Source organism: Mesorhizobium sp. B2-3-7, assembly GCF_006442695.1.
Classification (GTDB): Bacteria; Pseudomonadota; Alphaproteobacteria; order Rhizobiales; family Rhizobiaceae; genus Mesorhizobium.
On sequence record NZ_VFVV01000003.1, the window covers coordinates 259,679 to 273,817 of the forward strand.

General features: G+C 62.2%; 16 protein-coding genes. 6 read left to right on the forward strand and 10 right to left on the reverse strand.

Annotated elements, in window-relative coordinates; translation table 11 throughout:
- Positions 1-80: 80 nt before the first annotated feature.
- Both clpX and clpP read right to left on the reverse strand, forming a co-directional pair.
- Positions 81-1,355, reverse strand: coding sequence for an ATP-dependent Clp protease ATP-binding subunit ClpX (clpX, locus tag FJ940_RS08120; RefSeq protein ID WP_140493939.1), 1,275 nt, complete (start codon positions 1,353-1,355; stop codon positions 81-83).
- Positions 1,356-1,650: 295 nt separating this feature from the next.
- Complete coding sequence (gene clpP / locus FJ940_RS08125; RefSeq protein WP_027028064.1) at positions 1,651-2,280, reverse strand: ATP-dependent Clp endopeptidase proteolytic subunit ClpP; 630 nt, start codon at positions 2,278-2,280, stop codon at positions 1,651-1,653.
- 338 nt (positions 2,281-2,618) lie between these two features.
- On the opposite strand from clpP, the gene FJ940_RS08130 reads away from it, so the two are divergent.
- Complete coding sequence (locus FJ940_RS08130) at positions 2,619-3,209, forward strand: hypothetical protein (protein ID WP_140521843.1); 591 nt, start codon at positions 2,619-2,621, stop codon at positions 3,207-3,209.
- A 2-nt stretch (positions 3,210-3,211) separates the two neighbouring features.
- Here the strand turns inward: FJ940_RS08130 and FJ940_RS08135 are convergent, their stop codons facing one another.
- Positions 3,212-4,315 (reverse strand): FAD-dependent oxidoreductase, encoded by a 1,104-nt coding sequence (locus FJ940_RS08135; protein WP_140656093.1) that lies wholly within the window; start codon positions 4,313-4,315, stop codon positions 3,212-3,214.
- Positions 4,316-4,419: 104 nt separating this feature from the next.
- Here FJ940_RS08135 and FJ940_RS08140 point away from each other — a divergent pair, with 104 nt between their 5' ends.
- The gene (locus tag FJ940_RS08140) at positions 4,420-5,670 is read left to right on the forward strand and encodes a cytochrome P450 (RefSeq protein WP_140583434.1); all 1,251 of its coding nucleotides are present in this window, start codon (positions 4,420-4,422) and stop codon (positions 5,668-5,670) included.
- 42 nt (positions 5,671-5,712) lie between these two features.
- Here the strand turns inward: FJ940_RS08140 and FJ940_RS08145 are convergent, their stop codons facing one another.
- From FJ940_RS08145 to FJ940_RS08170, 6 genes are all read right to left on the reverse strand, one after another.
- Positions 5,713-6,063: a cupin domain-containing protein gene (locus FJ940_RS08145; RefSeq protein WP_140656096.1), complete on the reverse strand. Its 351-nt coding sequence runs from the start codon at positions 6,061-6,063 to the stop codon at positions 5,713-5,715.
- An 84-nt stretch (positions 6,064-6,147) separates the two neighbouring features.
- The gene (locus FJ940_RS08150; protein WP_140493947.1) at positions 6,148-7,428 is read right to left on the reverse strand and encodes an O-acetylhomoserine aminocarboxypropyltransferase; all 1,281 of its coding nucleotides are present in this window, start codon (positions 7,426-7,428) and stop codon (positions 6,148-6,150) included.
- 157 nt (positions 7,429-7,585) lie between these two features.
- The gene (locus FJ940_RS08155; protein ID WP_140521835.1) at positions 7,586-8,107 is read right to left on the reverse strand and encodes a CoA-binding protein; all 522 of its coding nucleotides are present in this window, start codon (positions 8,105-8,107) and stop codon (positions 7,586-7,588) included.
- Positions 8,104-8,886: an AAA family ATPase gene (locus tag FJ940_RS08160; protein WP_140521833.1), complete on the reverse strand. Its 783-nt coding sequence runs from the start codon at positions 8,884-8,886 to the stop codon at positions 8,104-8,106. Before FJ940_RS08160 ends, FJ940_RS08155 begins: the two co-directional genes overlap by 4 nt.
- A complete protein-coding gene (locus FJ940_RS08165) occupies positions 8,886-9,308 on the reverse strand; it encodes a VOC family protein (RefSeq protein ID WP_140521831.1) in 423 nt (140 codons plus the stop codon). The genes FJ940_RS08160 and FJ940_RS08165 overlap by 1 nt, the downstream gene beginning before the upstream one ends.
- An 11-nt stretch (positions 9,309-9,319) precedes the next feature.
- Complete coding sequence (locus FJ940_RS08170; protein ID WP_140656099.1) at positions 9,320-10,141, reverse strand: enoyl-CoA hydratase; 822 nt, start codon at positions 10,139-10,141, stop codon at positions 9,320-9,322.
- Between the two features lie 152 nt (positions 10,142-10,293).
- Here FJ940_RS08170 and FJ940_RS08175 point away from each other — a divergent pair, with 152 nt between their 5' ends.
- The 4 genes from FJ940_RS08175 (at position 10,294) to rpsI (ending at position 12,672) form a co-directional block, all read left to right on the forward strand.
- On the forward strand, positions 10,294-10,740 hold the full coding sequence (locus FJ940_RS08175; RefSeq protein WP_140493956.1) for a PaaI family thioesterase: 447 nt from the start codon (positions 10,294-10,296) through the stop codon (positions 10,738-10,740).
- 101 nt (positions 10,741-10,841) lie between these two features.
- Positions 10,842-11,450: a LysE family translocator gene (locus tag FJ940_RS08180; protein ID WP_246670993.1), complete on the forward strand. Its 609-nt coding sequence runs from the start codon at positions 10,842-10,844 to the stop codon at positions 11,448-11,450.
- Positions 11,451-11,723: 273 nt separating this feature from the next.
- Positions 11,724-12,188 (forward strand): 50S ribosomal protein L13, encoded by a 465-nt coding sequence (rplM, locus tag FJ940_RS08185; RefSeq protein ID WP_010915638.1) that lies wholly within the window; start codon positions 11,724-11,726, stop codon positions 12,186-12,188.
- A gap of 1 nt (position 12,189) precedes the next feature.
- Positions 12,190-12,672 carry a 30S ribosomal protein S9 gene (gene rpsI / locus FJ940_RS08190; RefSeq protein ID WP_140493960.1) on the forward strand — a complete coding sequence of 161 codons (483 nt, stop codon included), beginning with the start codon at positions 12,190-12,192 and terminating at the stop codon, positions 12,670-12,672.
- 60 nt (positions 12,673-12,732) lie between these two features.
- Here rpsI and FJ940_RS08195 read toward each other — a convergent pair whose 3' ends face one another.
- On the reverse strand, positions 12,733-14,121 hold the full coding sequence (locus FJ940_RS08195; protein WP_224619368.1) for an MFS transporter: 1,389 nt from the start codon (positions 14,119-14,121) through the stop codon (positions 12,733-12,735).
- Positions 14,122-14,139 lie beyond the last annotated feature (18 nt).

Here is a 14,139-nt window from a genome sequence, read left to right on the forward strand (position 1 = left end):
TCACGAAGGTCGCACGCCCCTCATGGCAAAACGGCGCCCCGAGGGCGCCGTTCCACAAAAATATGGGCTCAAGTGGCATGTCAGGCGCTGACATTGCCCTTCTTTTCCTTCTGTTCGGAATAGATGTAGAGCGGCCGGGCGCTGCCGGTCACCACTTCTTCCGAAATCACCACTTCGCGCACGCCTTCGAGCGCCGGCAGTTCGAACATGGTGTCGAGCAGGATCGCTTCCATGATGGAGCGCAGGCCACGCGCGCCGGTCTTGCGCTCGATGGCGCGCTTGGCGATCGCAGACAATGCGTTCTCGTGGAAGGTCAGGTCGACATTCTCCATCTCGAACAGCCGCTGGTATTGCTTGACCAGTGCGTTCTTCGGTTCGGTCAGGATCTGGATCAGCGCCGGCTCGTCGAGGTCTTCCAGCGTCGCCAGGACCGGCAGACGGCCGACAAACTCGGGAATGAGGCCGAACTTCAAGAGGTCCTCTGGCTCCACAAGGCGGAAGACATCGCCGGTGCGGCGATCCTCGGGCGATGCCACGGTGGCGCCGAAGCCGATCGAGGTCTTGCGGCCACGATCCGATATGATCTTATCCAGCCCGGCGAAGGCGCCGCCGCAGATAAACAGGATGTTGGCGGTGTCGACCTGCAGGAACTCCTGCTGCGGATGTTTCCTGCCGCCCTGTGGCGGTACCGAGGCGACAGTGCCTTCCATGATCTTCAACAGCGCCTGCTGCACGCCCTCGCCCGACACGTCGCGGGTGATGGAGGGGTTATCGGACTTGCGCGAGATCTTGTCGATCTCGTCGATGTAGACGATGCCGCGCTGGGCGCGTTCGACATTGTAGTCGGCCGACTGCAACAGCTTCAGGATGATGTTCTCGACGTCCTCGCCGACATAGCCGGCCTCGGTCAGCGTCGTGGCATCGGCCATGGTGAAGGGCACGTCGATGATGCGGGCCAGCGTCTGCGCCAGCAGCGTCTTGCCGCAACCGGTCGGGCCGATCAACAGGATGTTGGACTTGGCCAGTTCGACATCGTTGTTCTTGCCGGCATGGGCGAGGCGCTTGTAGTGATTGTGGACGGCCACCGAAAGCACGCGCTTGGCGTACGGCTGGCCGATAACGTAGTCGTCGAGAACCTTGAGGATCTCCTGCGGGGTCGGCACACCCTCGCGCGACTTCACCATCGAGGTCTTGTTCTCCTCGCGGATGATGTCCATGCACAGCTCGACGCATTCGTCGCAGATGAAGACCGTCGGGCCGGCGATCAGCTTGCGCACCTCATGCTGGCTTTTGCCGCAAAACGAGCAATAAAGCGTGTTCTTGGAATCGCCGCTGTTGTTGCCGACTTTGCTCATTTTCATGTCCTTTCATGGCCGCCCGCCGATGGTCTGGCTGAAAGGGCGCATACTCTATTTATCGCGGGAATCCGCCGCCGCCAGTATCCCGGCTCCCGCAACGTATTCCGTACGAAACACAAATCAGAAAACGTGGCAATGATTCGCAGCAACCCCACACAAAGCTAAGCCGTCGAAAATCAACATAGCCTTAACGTAGGCAATCCCGATCGTCGAGGGAACAGCCAATTGTGGCCGAAATGCCGCAAGACGCGCCAAAAGCGCGTGATGCCGCCATCCAACTGCCAATATGCCGTTATGCCAGCGCCCCTTCGGCCGCTTCGCGCGACGAAATGACCTTGTCGATCAGGCCGAAGTCCTTGGCCTCGTCCGCGGTCATGAAATGGTCACGGTCGAGCGTCTTTTCAATCTCGTCGTAGCTCTTGCCGGTGTGCTTGACGTACACCTCGTTGAGGCGGCGCTTCAGTTTGATGATGTCCTGGGCATGACGCTCGATGTCGGACGCCTGGCCCTGGAAGCCGCCGGACGGCTGGTGAACCATGATGCGGGCGTTCGGCGTGGCGAAGCGCATGTCCTTGTGGCCGGCGGTCAGGAGCAGCGAGCCCATGGAGGCCGCCTGGCCGATGCACAGCGTCGACACGGCCGGCTTGATGAATTGCATGGTGTCGTAGATGGCCATGCCCGAGGTGACGACGCCACCGGGCGAATTGATGTAGAGGTTGATTTCCTTCTTCGGATTCTCGGCTTCCAGGAACAGAAGCTGCGCGCAGACCAGCGTCGCCATGCCGTCCTCGACCGGACCGGTGATGAAAATGATGCGCTCCTTGAGGAGGCGCGAGAAAATGTCGTAGGCCCGCTCGCCGCGATTGGTCTGTTCGACCACCATCGGAACGAGGTTCATGTAGGTTTCGACGGGGTTCTTCATTCGTTATCTCTTGTCTCGCGGTGGGATTCCGGCGCCGGACATGCTGGCAACTCGGGCAGAATCGGTTCTGGATCGTTATTGTGTAAATAGGATGCCGGCTCATCCTTGTGCAAGGCCGACCCCTCCTAGCCATCTGGGTAAGTCGAATCAAGCTTTCCAGGCGAGATTCGCAGCGGCGGGCGCTTCCGCAGGCTCGCGACGGCACCTGCGGCCGAAGACAGGTAGCAGTTTCTTAACCGCATCACTTAACGAAATGCGCCGAAACTGCTTTTCTCGCGGACCGCTTCCCCTACAATTCAACGTTGAACTTGTGTCCACGGTTCAACAGGGGGAATGTGATGTCCAGGAAAACCGCATGCTTCGCCATGGCCGGGCTGACCATGCTTGGCTCGATTTCGCAGACGGCCGCGGGCGGCCGCGCCGTCGAATGCTATGAGCCGGTCCGCACGCCTGATGTCTATGATACCGTGTATGAGGACGTGATGATCAGTCCGCCCAGCCAGCAGGTCGATTATGAAGCGCCGATCTACGGCACGCGCGAGCGCGTGGTGATGACGGTTCCGGCACAGGTGACCTATGAGGTGGTGCCCGCAATCACCCGCACCGTCTACCACACAGTCAAGGTCGACGATGGCGGCTATTCCTGGGAATGGCGCGTCATCCACGGCCGCAAGGTGCTGTGCAAGGTCCGGCACGGGGCGCGCTATGAACGCGTCGCCGAAACGGTGGTGATCCGGCCGGAGCGCACGAGGCGCACCGTCATCCCGGCGCAATATGACAGGATCGCCGAGGAGGTGCTGGTGCGACCGGAGCAAAGGCGCGTCGTCGACATTCCCGCCGCCTACCAGACCGTCGCGCGGCGCGTGCTGGTGCGCGAAGGCTCATCCGGCTGGCGGCGCGTGCATATTCCCAGGCATTGCCAGGACTGAATTCAGGCGATTTCGGCTCGCAACCAACGTTTCAGGCCGGCAATATCGCCATCATCGACAGCCGCCGCCACGCGCCGGCCGACCGCCGCGCCGAACTTGTAGCCATGGCCCGAGCAGGCCGAGACGATCAGGCATTTGCCCGTCTCATGCGCCAGGAATTTCTCATCGTCCGTGAATGTATAGGCGCAGGTGACCACTTCGGTCACCTCATACTCCTCGATGCGGGCGATCGGCGGCGAAAACAGGTTGCGAATCGCCTCGCCCTCGCCCGGCACCGGCTCCCGGTTCCAGTCGGCGTCGCTGGTCGGCACCCTGTGCAGGCCTGAACCGAATTTCATGCCGGCACCTCGGGTCAGCGGGATCATGTAACCGTCGGTCTTGCCACCTACATCGAGGACTACGGGCGCAACTTCCCAGACGGCCTTGAGGTCCGCCGGCGGTTCGACATAGGCGAGCGCGGTTCGGTACGTCTTCAGTTCGCCGCCGAGTTCGGGGAACAGTTTCAGCACCCAGGCGCCCGCAGCGACGACGATGCGGTCGGCCTGCATCGTCTCGCCGGACGCGAGCACGATATGCCCTGCCTCGGAGTCGACCGCCGTCACCTTGCTGTTCTCGTAGACGTTGGCGCCGTTGGCGCGCAGCCACTTGGCCAGGCCGGACGCGATCTTGCGGCAATGCAGCGCGCCGCCTTCCGGCGAAAAATAGGCGTAGCGGAACGAGCCCGGCTCCAGGAAAGGCCAGCGTTCGACCGCGGCATCAGGTTCCAGCAGGTCGAACGGATAGTTTCCCTCCTCCAGCCCTTCCCGGTATTCCTCGGCTTCGTCGCCCGGCTCGCGCGAGACGCAGAGGAAGCCCCTGGAATCGAGATGGTTCTCGCCGAGGTCGGCCCACATCTCGTCCCAGGCTTCATAGGCCTCGCCGATCAGCCGGCCGTAGCCGGTCCCGGCCCGGTAGGCACGGCGAATGATGCGGTGATGGTCGCCGGATGCCGCCAACGGATTGGGGATCGGCCCCTGCTCGACGATGGAAGCGCTATGGCCGGCCTTGACCAGCGACCATGCGGTGGAGAGACCGGCGATGCCCGCGCCGACAACGATCACATTCATCAAATCAGACTTTCCGCAGCCGTTGCGGCTGGCTCAACGCATTGGATTGCGGGCGCCAACATACGGTCTGGAACCAGGCTGGCAAGCCGCGCTATTGGTCTGGCATGACCAAATCGACGCCATCCTACCTAGCCTTTGATCCAGCGACCCGTCGCCTGAGGCTTGACCCGCACGAGTGGGCTTTCTTCCAGGATCCGTACGAGGCCTACACGTTCCTGCACGATGCATCGAACGTCTTTTTCTGGGAAGAATTCGGATTCTGGTGCTTTGGCGGCTTCGACGACGTCAACAAGCTGTTGCGCGACCGCCGCTTCGGCCGCCAGAACCCGGCGGGCATTCCCGACAGTCGTGGCATCGGCCGGGATAGAACACATCTCAAGGCATTCGACGGCATCGAAGCCAATTCCATGCTGGAACTGGAGCCGCCGGTACACACGCGGCTTCGAACACTGGTCAACCGCGCCTTCGTGTCGCGCCAGGTCGAGCGGCTGCGGCCGCGCGTGGAGGCACTCGCCAACGAACTGATCGATCGTTTCGAGCCGGGCAAGCAAGTCGACCTGCTGCCCGCCTTCGCTTCTCCCCTGCCCATCACCATCATTGCCGAGATGCTCGGCGTGCCGGTCGAAATGGGACCGCAACTGCTCGACTGGTCACATCGAATGGTCGCCATGTACGTGCATGGCCGCACTCGCGAGATCGAGGAGACGGCCAATCGCGCGACTCAGGATTTCGCCGATTTCCTGCGCGGCACCATCGCCGAACGGCGCAAAAATCCCGGCGACGACCTGCTGTCGCTGCTGATCTCGGCGCAGGAGGGCGGCCAAAAATTGTCGGAAGACGAAATGGTGTCCTCGGCGATCCTGCTGCTCAATGCCGGCCACGAAGCGACCGTGCACCAGACCGGCAATGCGGTGCGCTCGATCTTGGCGCAAGGCGGCGACCCGCGCCGTTTCTTCACCTCAGCCGAGGCAACGGCGGCCGCTGTCGAGGAATGCCTGCGTTTCGACGCGCCGCTGCACATGTTCACCCGCTACGCCTACCAGGAGATCGAAATCGCTCCCGGGATCGTCGTGCAGCCCGGCCAGACGATCGGCCTGCTGCTTGGCATGGCCAACCATGACCCTCATGCCTTTGCCGAGCCGCGAGCCTTCCGGCCGGATCGTGCCGACCAGAAGAACGTGTCGTTCGGCGCCGGCATCCATTTCTGCATCGGCGCGCCCCTGGCCAGGCTCGAATTGCAGGTGTCGCTGAAAACATTGTTCGAGCGGCACCCAAAGCTTCGTCTTGCCGAAAGCCCAAGCTTCCGCGACACGTATCACTTCCACGGGCTGGAAGCGCTCACCGTCGGCTTCTGAAGGAGCGCAGGCCTGAGCTGTGAGCTGCGCGCAGCAAAGTGATCACAGCCTGATCACATACTCCTTGCGGGTGGTTTCAAGCACTTCCCAGCTTCCCTTAAAGCCAGGCCGCAGCACGAAGCTGTCGCCGGCCCTGACGGTGCGCGCTTCGCCACCCTCCTCTTCGATCACCGAAACGCCGGAAAGGATGTGACAGAATTCCCATTCGTCGTAGACGATGCGCCACTTGCCCGGAGTCGATTCCCAGATACCGGCATAAAGACCGCCTTCGCGCTCCTCGACGTTCCAGGTGCGGAATTTCGGATCGCCCGAGATCAGGCGATCGGGCGCCGGCGCGCCTTCTTCGGCGTCGACAGAGTCCGTCGATATCGTCAGGTAATGCGCGGACAGGATTTGCCTCCATGAAAGAACCGGCCTCGGGCCGGCTCGCCCTACCCCGGCGCTTTGCGCCGACCCTCCAACGAGGGAGAGAATAGATCAAACTTTGGCGAGTGCCTGTTCGAGGTCGGCGACGATGTCGGTGACGTCCTCGATGCCGATGGACAGCCGCACCGTGTCCGGTCCCGCACCCGCCTTGACCTTCTGCTCGTCGGACAGCTGTCGGTGCGTGGTCGACGCCGGATGGATGACCAACGACTTGGTGTCGCCGACATTGGCCAAGTGCGAGAACAACTCCAACGCTTCGACGAATTTGACGCCGGCCTCGTAACCGCCCTTGAGGCCGAAGGTGAAGACCGCGCCGGCGCCTTGCGGCGAGTATTTCTTTTGCAGGGCGTTGTTCTTGTCGCTGGGAAGGCCGGGATAGTTGACCCAGGCCACCTTGGGATGGTTGGACAGCCAGCCCGCGACGGTGATCGCATTGTCGCAATGGCGCTGCATGCGCAGCGGCAAAGTTTCGAGGCCTGTCAGAATGAGAAAGGCGTTGAACGGCGAAATCGCCGGGCCGAGATCTCGCAGACCAAGCACGCGCGCGGCGATGGCGAAGGCGAAATTGCCGAAGGTTTCGTGCAGTACCAGGCCGCCATATTCGGGGCGCGGTTCCGACAACATCGGGTACTTCCCTGATTTCGACCAGTCGAACGTGCCGCCATCAACGATGGCGCCGCCGATCGAGTTGCCGTGACCGCCAATGAACTTTGTCAGCGAATGGACGACAATGTCGGCGCCGTGCTCGATCGGCCGGATCAGGTAGGGCGAGGCCAGGGTGTTGTCGACGATCAGCGGCAGGCCATGCTTGCGCGCGATGTCGCCGATCTTCTCGATATCGACGAAGGTGCCGCCGGGATTGGCCAGGCTCTCGATGAAGATCGCCTTGGTCTTGTCATCGATCTGGCTCTCGAAGGTTGACGGATCGTTCGCTTCGGCCCAGCGCACCTCCCAGCCAAAGTTCTTGAAGGCATGGCCGAACTGGTTGATCGAACCGCCATAGAGCTTGTTAGCGGCAACGAAATTGTCGCCCGGCTGCAACAGATTGTGGAACACGATTACCTGGGCGGCGTGGCCGGACGCCACCGCAAGGGCGGCCGTGCCGCCCTCGAGCGCCGCTATGCGTTCTTCGAGCACCGCCTGCGTCGGGTTCATGATGCGGGTGTAGATGTTGCCGAAGGCCTTCAGCCCGAACAGCGAGGCAGCATGATCGGCGTCGTCGAAAACAAAGGAGGTCGTCTGGTAGATCGGCGTGGCGCGTGCGCCGGTGGCCGGATCGGGCTTGGCGCCGGCATGGACGGCGAGCGTGTTGAAACCGGGCGTGCGGGTCACTGAAACCTCCCTCGAAAAAACTTCTGAAATTCGCCGGCCATTCTTGGCCAAGCTCAACCACGAATGCAAAGAAGAAAATACCCTTCGGCGTGTCATCTTCGACCAGGCAGCAGGAAAATACGGCTCCTGCCGGAATAATTTTGCGCCTTCCCGTTGTCTATTTTTGCCGCACGCCGAAACTCTGGAATCCCGACCGCATCAGCGGCTTCTTCGACGACAGCACACCGGAATTGACCCCGGTCCAGCCGATCTCGCCGGACAGCTTGCCATATTCGATCTTGGGGCAGCGGTTCATCACCACCTTAACGCCGGCGGCTTCGGCGCGTGCGGCGGCTTCGTCGTGGCGCACGCCGAGTTGCATCCAGATCACTTTCGGCAGGGGATCGAGCTTCAGTACCTGGTCGACAACGCCGGCCACCGCCGCCGAGGCGCGAAAGATGTCGACCATGTCGATGGGCTGGGCAATCTCGGCAAGGCTGCCATAGACCGTACGGCCGAGTATCTCCTTGCCAGCATGGCCCGGATTGATGGGGAACACCTCAAACCCCTTGGCCAGCAGGTATTTCAACACGAAATAGCTTGGACGAACGTCGTTGGCGGACGCGCCGACCATGGCGATGGTCTTCACCGAATTGAGGATGCCGGCGATGTAGGCGTTGTCATAGCTATCGTGATTCATGGCTCGTCCTCATACAACGCCTCGGCGAGAAAGCCATCAGGATCACTGCTGAAATCGCGCATCATGCGGAAGTGGTCCGTATCACGAAAATCGGTCGAATCTAGCCCGAACCGGCTGATGCGGAACAGCCGCGCGCCTGGACAGGCCATCAGCAGCGGCGAATGCGTCGCCATGATCACTTGCGCAGTGCCCGACCGATCCATGCGCCGCAGCATCTTGAGAAGTTCGATCTGGCGCGATGGAGACAGCGCACTTTCGGGCTCGTCGAGGATGTAGATGCCTTGCCTGCGGCAACGTTCCTCGAAGAAGCGGATGAACCCTTCGCCATGCGACCAGGACAGAAAGTCGGGCGGAGGTGGCTTGAACGGATCTTCCAGGGCCACCTGGTCAAGATAGCGAGCCACCGAGTAGAAGGATTCGGCGCGAAAGAACCAGCCGGCGGTGACTTTTGGCAACCAATGGCCACGGAAGGTATCTGCCAGCGCGGCACCACTCCTGTCGATGGCGCCGGAATGGTCGACAGGCCGGTAGCCCTTGCCGCCTCCGGCTTCGTCGTAACCGGCGAGCGCGCCGATCGCCTCGAGCAATGTCGATTTGCCGGTGCCGTTCTCACCGACGATGATGGTAATTGGTGTGGTGAATTCGAGTTCGAAGGCGTGACCGCGAAACAGCGGCAGGTTCCACGGGTATTTTTCCCAATCGGTCACCCGCTCGGAATCGAGCAGAATGCGCTTGAGATAGGGCGCCTTGAGCCGCGTCAACTGCCTGCGGTGAGCCATCAATCGGGCAGCGAGATCGTACCGTCTTCCGCGATCGGAAAGGCCGGGTTGTGCGCCACTTCCCAGACATGTCCGTCGGCATCGGCGAAATAGCCGTACCAGCCGCCCCAGAAGGCACGGCCTGCCGGCTTGACGATGCGGCCGCCGGCCTCTTCAGCCATCGCAAGCACCGCGTCGACTTCGGCATCGGAGCGGGTGTTGTAGGCGAGATAGACGGCGGAAGGCGCCTTGGCGAAGGTGATGCCGGAATCCTCCTCGGCGCTGACGCGCGGGAACAGGCCGAGTATAACACCACCCATCTGGAAGAAGGCGACGCCATCGGTGATGCCGGCATGACGCTTCAGGCCCATCGTCTCGTAGAAGCGCACCGCACGATCGAGATCGTCGGTGGCGATGGTGATGATGGAGATGCGCGGCTCCATGACTTTCGTCCCTATTCGTCGATCCATTCCGGCTTGCGTTTGCCGATGAAGGCGCCGATGCCCTCCTGGGCGTCACGCGCCAGCATGTTCTCGACCATGACCCGGCCGGTATAGGCATAGGCATCCGCCAGCCCCATCTCGGCCTGCGCATAAAACGCTTCCTTGCCGGTCTTCAGCACCGAAGGTGATTTTGAAGCAATGGTTTGCGCGTATTTGTTGACAATCTGATTCAGGTACTCGCGCGGCACTATGCGGTTGACCAAGCCGAACTCCTTGGCGGTCGCGGCATCGATGGTTTCGCCAGTCAGGAGCATTTCCATGGCGTGCTTGCGCGAGACGTTGCGGGACAACGCCACCATCGGCGTCGAGCAGAACAGGCCGATGTTGACGCCCGGCGTGCAGAACGTCGCCTCATGCGAGGCGATGGCGAGGTCGCAACTGGCGACAAGCTGCAGGCCGGCGGCGGTGGCAAGGCCATCCACTTCGGCGATCACCGGCTTGGGGTGGCGCACGATCGCCTGCATCAGCGTAGCGCAGGCGGCAAACGTCTCTTCGAAGAAGGCCTTGCCGCGATCGGCGTCGGCGCGGCGCGCTGTCATCTCCTTGAGATCGTGGCCGGCGCAGAATACCTTTCCGGCCGCCGACAGCACTATGACGCGAACGGCCTTGTCGGCCCTGGCACGGTCCAGTTCCTCCGTCAGCGCCGTCATCGCCGCCAGGGAAAGCGCGTTCGCGGGGGGATTGGCAAGCGTCAGGCGCAGCAGGCCCTCGTCGCGCCTAGCCACAACCGGCCCTTCAACTGCGACAGGCTTGATGGCAAGGATTTCGGCCATGGCTAAGGTCTCCGCGATTCCGTTCCGCTGGCAAGGTATCTAATATCGGCTGGGGTTTCATCAACACCGTATCGCTTGCGCCAGTAGGATGAAGGTGTTGCCAGAAACGCGCCGCTTCGCCCATACAGGCTTGGCGCAGAATGAGGACCGAGATGCCCGCCCAGACCAAGCTCGAGCCGGTGCTGACAGCAGCCCAGGTCAATGCGCTGATGGAGACCGTGTTTCCGCAGCTCAACGAAAAGGGCGCGGCCTTTGAGGCAACCGACGTGTTTCCCGGCGGCTGCACCGTGCGGCTCAATGCCGGCGAACGGCATTTGCGTCCCGGCGGTACGGTGTCCGGCCCTGCCTTGTTCACGCTGGCCGACATTGGCGGCTATGTCTGCGTGCTCAGCCATGCCGGGCCCGATGCGCTCTCGGTCACCACCAATCTGAACATCAATTTCGTCCGCAAGGCCGAGGCAGGACCGATCGATGGCCATTGCCGCATTCTGAAGCTCGGAAAGAACCTGATGGTCTTCGACATCGACATCGTCGCCGGCCCGGAGGGGCAGACAGTGGCGCACGCCACCGGAACCTATTCGATCCCGCCGAAACGCTGACACGGAGAAGGCCGATCCGGCATCCTGGCCGGAACTCCCGATCGACACGTCCGTTTTGCGGCATGCCCGATCTGACCACATACCTTGCCTTTCTCGGCGCCGTGCTTGCCTACCAGCTTTCCGGCGTCGGGCCCGATATGATGCTTGTGATCAGTCGCGGCGTCGGACAGGGCTGGCGCCACGCGCTGGCGGCCGCGACGGGCTGCGTATCGGCCGGCGTCGTGCAAATTCCATTACTTGCGATGGGACTTGCCACGCTGATCACATCCTCGCCGCCTCTTTACAGCTTTCTCCAAATCGTCGGCGCCATCTATCTGATCGCCATCGGGGTCAAATTCCTGCTGGCGCGCCGGCAGGATGAAAGTCGTACCTTTGCCTTTGCCAACACCGGTGGCACTACAGCCGCTTTCCGGCAGGGCATGATCTGCAATCTCACCAATCCGACGACGCTTGCCTTCATGTTAGCGGTGCTGCCGCAATTCGTTCACCCTTGGGCCGGTCCAGCGGCGTTGCAGTTCGTCATTCTCGGCACGACTATGAAGATGATGGGAATGTTTGTCCTCGGCGCTGTCGCGCTGACCTCCGGCGCGGTCGGCGGCTGGCTGTCGCGCCGAAGCAGCTTCGTCGTGTGGCAGGGAAGGCTGGCCGGAGCCATTATGGTCGGCGTTGGCATCAGACTCCTGCTTGCAGTGACGAGTGGCCGGCGGTGAGCGAAATACCAGCCGTTTTGGCGGTAGGCCGTGTTGTAAAATAATACCACATAGTTTAGCACTTGAAATTTAACGGTTTTTCGATTTCGTTGACTCCCAATGATGCTTGACGAGGGCTACTCTCTCCCCTATAAGCCCTCACGAAGCAGCGGCCCGCAAAGGCCGCCGTTTTGTTATTGGCGGCGGGCAAGCGCTTTTCGCCAATCCAAGCAACAAGAAACGCCTTCCTTATCGTTTGTGGATTGGGGAAGGTCCGAACCGAAAGCAGAAAACATGACAACCTTTTCGCAGAAGCCTGCGGATGTGGTGAAAAAGTGGATCCTGATCGACGCCGAAGGTCTCGTCGTCGGCCGGCTCGCCACCGTTATCGCCAATCATCTTCGCGGCAAGCACAAGCCGACCTTCACCCCGCATGTCGACGACGGCGACAATGTCATCGTCATCAATGCCGACAAGGTGGTGTTCACCGGCAAGAAGTTCACCGACAAGGTCTATTACTGGCACACCGGGCACCCCGGCGGCATCAAGGAGCGCACCGCGCGCCAACTGCTCGAAGGCCGTTTCCCCGAGCGTGTCGTCGAGAAGGCCGTTGAGCGCATGGTTCCGCGTGGCCCGCTCGGCCGTCGCCAGATGAAGAACCTGCGCGTCTATGCAGGCGCCGAGCATCCGCATGTCGCCCAGCAGCCAGAAGTCCTCGACGTGGCCAAGCTGAATTCCAAGAACAAGAAGGTCGCATAAGATGGCTGAGCTTTCCTCGCTCGCAGAACTGGGCGCCGCCACCGGCAACACCAATACGCAGGCCGCGGCACCCGTCCATGTCCAGAAGCTCGACAAGTCGGGCCGCGCGTATGCCACCGGCAAGCGCAAGAACGCCATCGCGCGTGTTTGGGTGAAGCCAGGTTCGGGCAAGATCGTCGTCAACGACAAGGAATTCGCGACCTATTTCGCGCGTCCGGTCCTGCAGATGATCCTCAACCAGCCGATCATCGCCGCCAACCGCTCGGGCCAGTACGACATCGTCGCCACCGTCATCGGCGGCGGCCTTTCGGGCCAGGCCGGCGCTGTGCGTCACGGCATCTCCAAGGCGCTGACCTATTATGAGCCGGCGCTGCGTGCCGTGCTCAAAAAGGGCGGCTTCCTGACCCGCGACAGCCGCGTCGTCGAGCGCAAGAAGTACGGCAAGGCGAAGGCCCGTCGTTCGTTCCAGTTCTCGAAGCGCTAGGCGCAGGCAGCTTCACAATCGAAAGGCCGCCTCCGGGCGGCCTTTTTGCGTTGCGCATCACTATTGAGCGGAATGGTCGGCGTCGCGGATGAACAGGAACGCGCAAAGTGCCGAGCCGGCCACCGCGAGCGCCGAGGCCAGGAATGCCAGTTGCATGCCATCGATCGTGCCCAGCGCCAAGGCGGACCCGAACAGCGCCACCCCGATCGCGCCACCCGACTGGCGCACGGTGTTGAGTACGCCCGATGCCGTTCCCGACATCTCCGCCGGAACGGAAGACAAGAGCGCGGTGGTCATGGCCGGTACGGCAAGGCCGATGCCGACCGGCAGGAACAGCAGGCGCCACAGCAGCGACAGGTAGGATGTTTCGGCCTGGATCAGCGCCATCAGTCCGAAACCGGCTGCTCCGACGAACAGGCCAACCGCCATGGGCAATCGTGGGCCATGGTTTGCGGCAATGCGCCCGGCGGCAATGTTCGACAGGGTGACCGCCGCCATGAACGGCAGGAAGGCGAGCCCTGTCATCTCGGGAGAAAAATGCCTTTCCTGCTGGAAATACAGGCTGAGCATGAAGATCGTGCCATAGAGCGTCAGGTTGACGGCCAGTCCGACAAGGCTCGTCACAGCCGGCACGCGGCTGGCAAAGAGACCGAGCGGAAACATCGGCGCCCTCGTCCGGCTCTCGACCAGCAGGAACAGGCTTGCGGCCACCGCCGCCAATACCAGTCCGCCGATGACCGGCATCGAGGTCCAGCCCGATGAACCGGTTTCGATAAAGGCGCCGGTCAGCGAAAACAGCGCCAGCACGACAAGTCCCTGCCCCACCCAGTCGATCGGCGGCCGCTCGGCCTTGAGCGGCGTTTCCTGCAGAAACCGATAAGCCATCCAGATGGCGAGAGCGCCAATGGGCAGGTTGACCAGAAAGATGCTGGCCCAGCCAAGCGACGCGACCATGAAGCCGCCGAGCACCGGCCCTGCCGACAGCGCGATGCCGCCCGCCGCCGTCCACAGCCCAACGGCGCGTGCCCGGCGCGCCTTGTCGGACGCGTAGGCGCGATTGAGGAGTGCCAGCGAACACGGCATCAGCAAGGCGGCACCCGCGCCTTGTGCAGCGCGCGCCGCAATCAGCAACCAGGCACTCTGAGCCAGGCCGCAAGCCAGCGAAGCAATGCTGAACAGCGCCATGCCGCCAACGAAAACGCGGCGAGCGCCGACCCTGTCGCCGAGGGCGCCGCCGGCGAGCAGCAGCGAGGCGAAGGCAAGTGTGTAGGCGTCGACGACCCATTGCAGGCCGCCGACCCCCATCGACAGCCCAGTACCGATCCTGTTCAGCGCGATGTTGACGATGGAGACATCAAGCTGCACGACGACGAAGCCGAGGCTGGTCGCAGCAACGGTGGCGGCATAGGCGGCAGGGCGCTTGAGAACGATGGTATCGGGCATGCCCATGGATAACGGGTTTCCCCT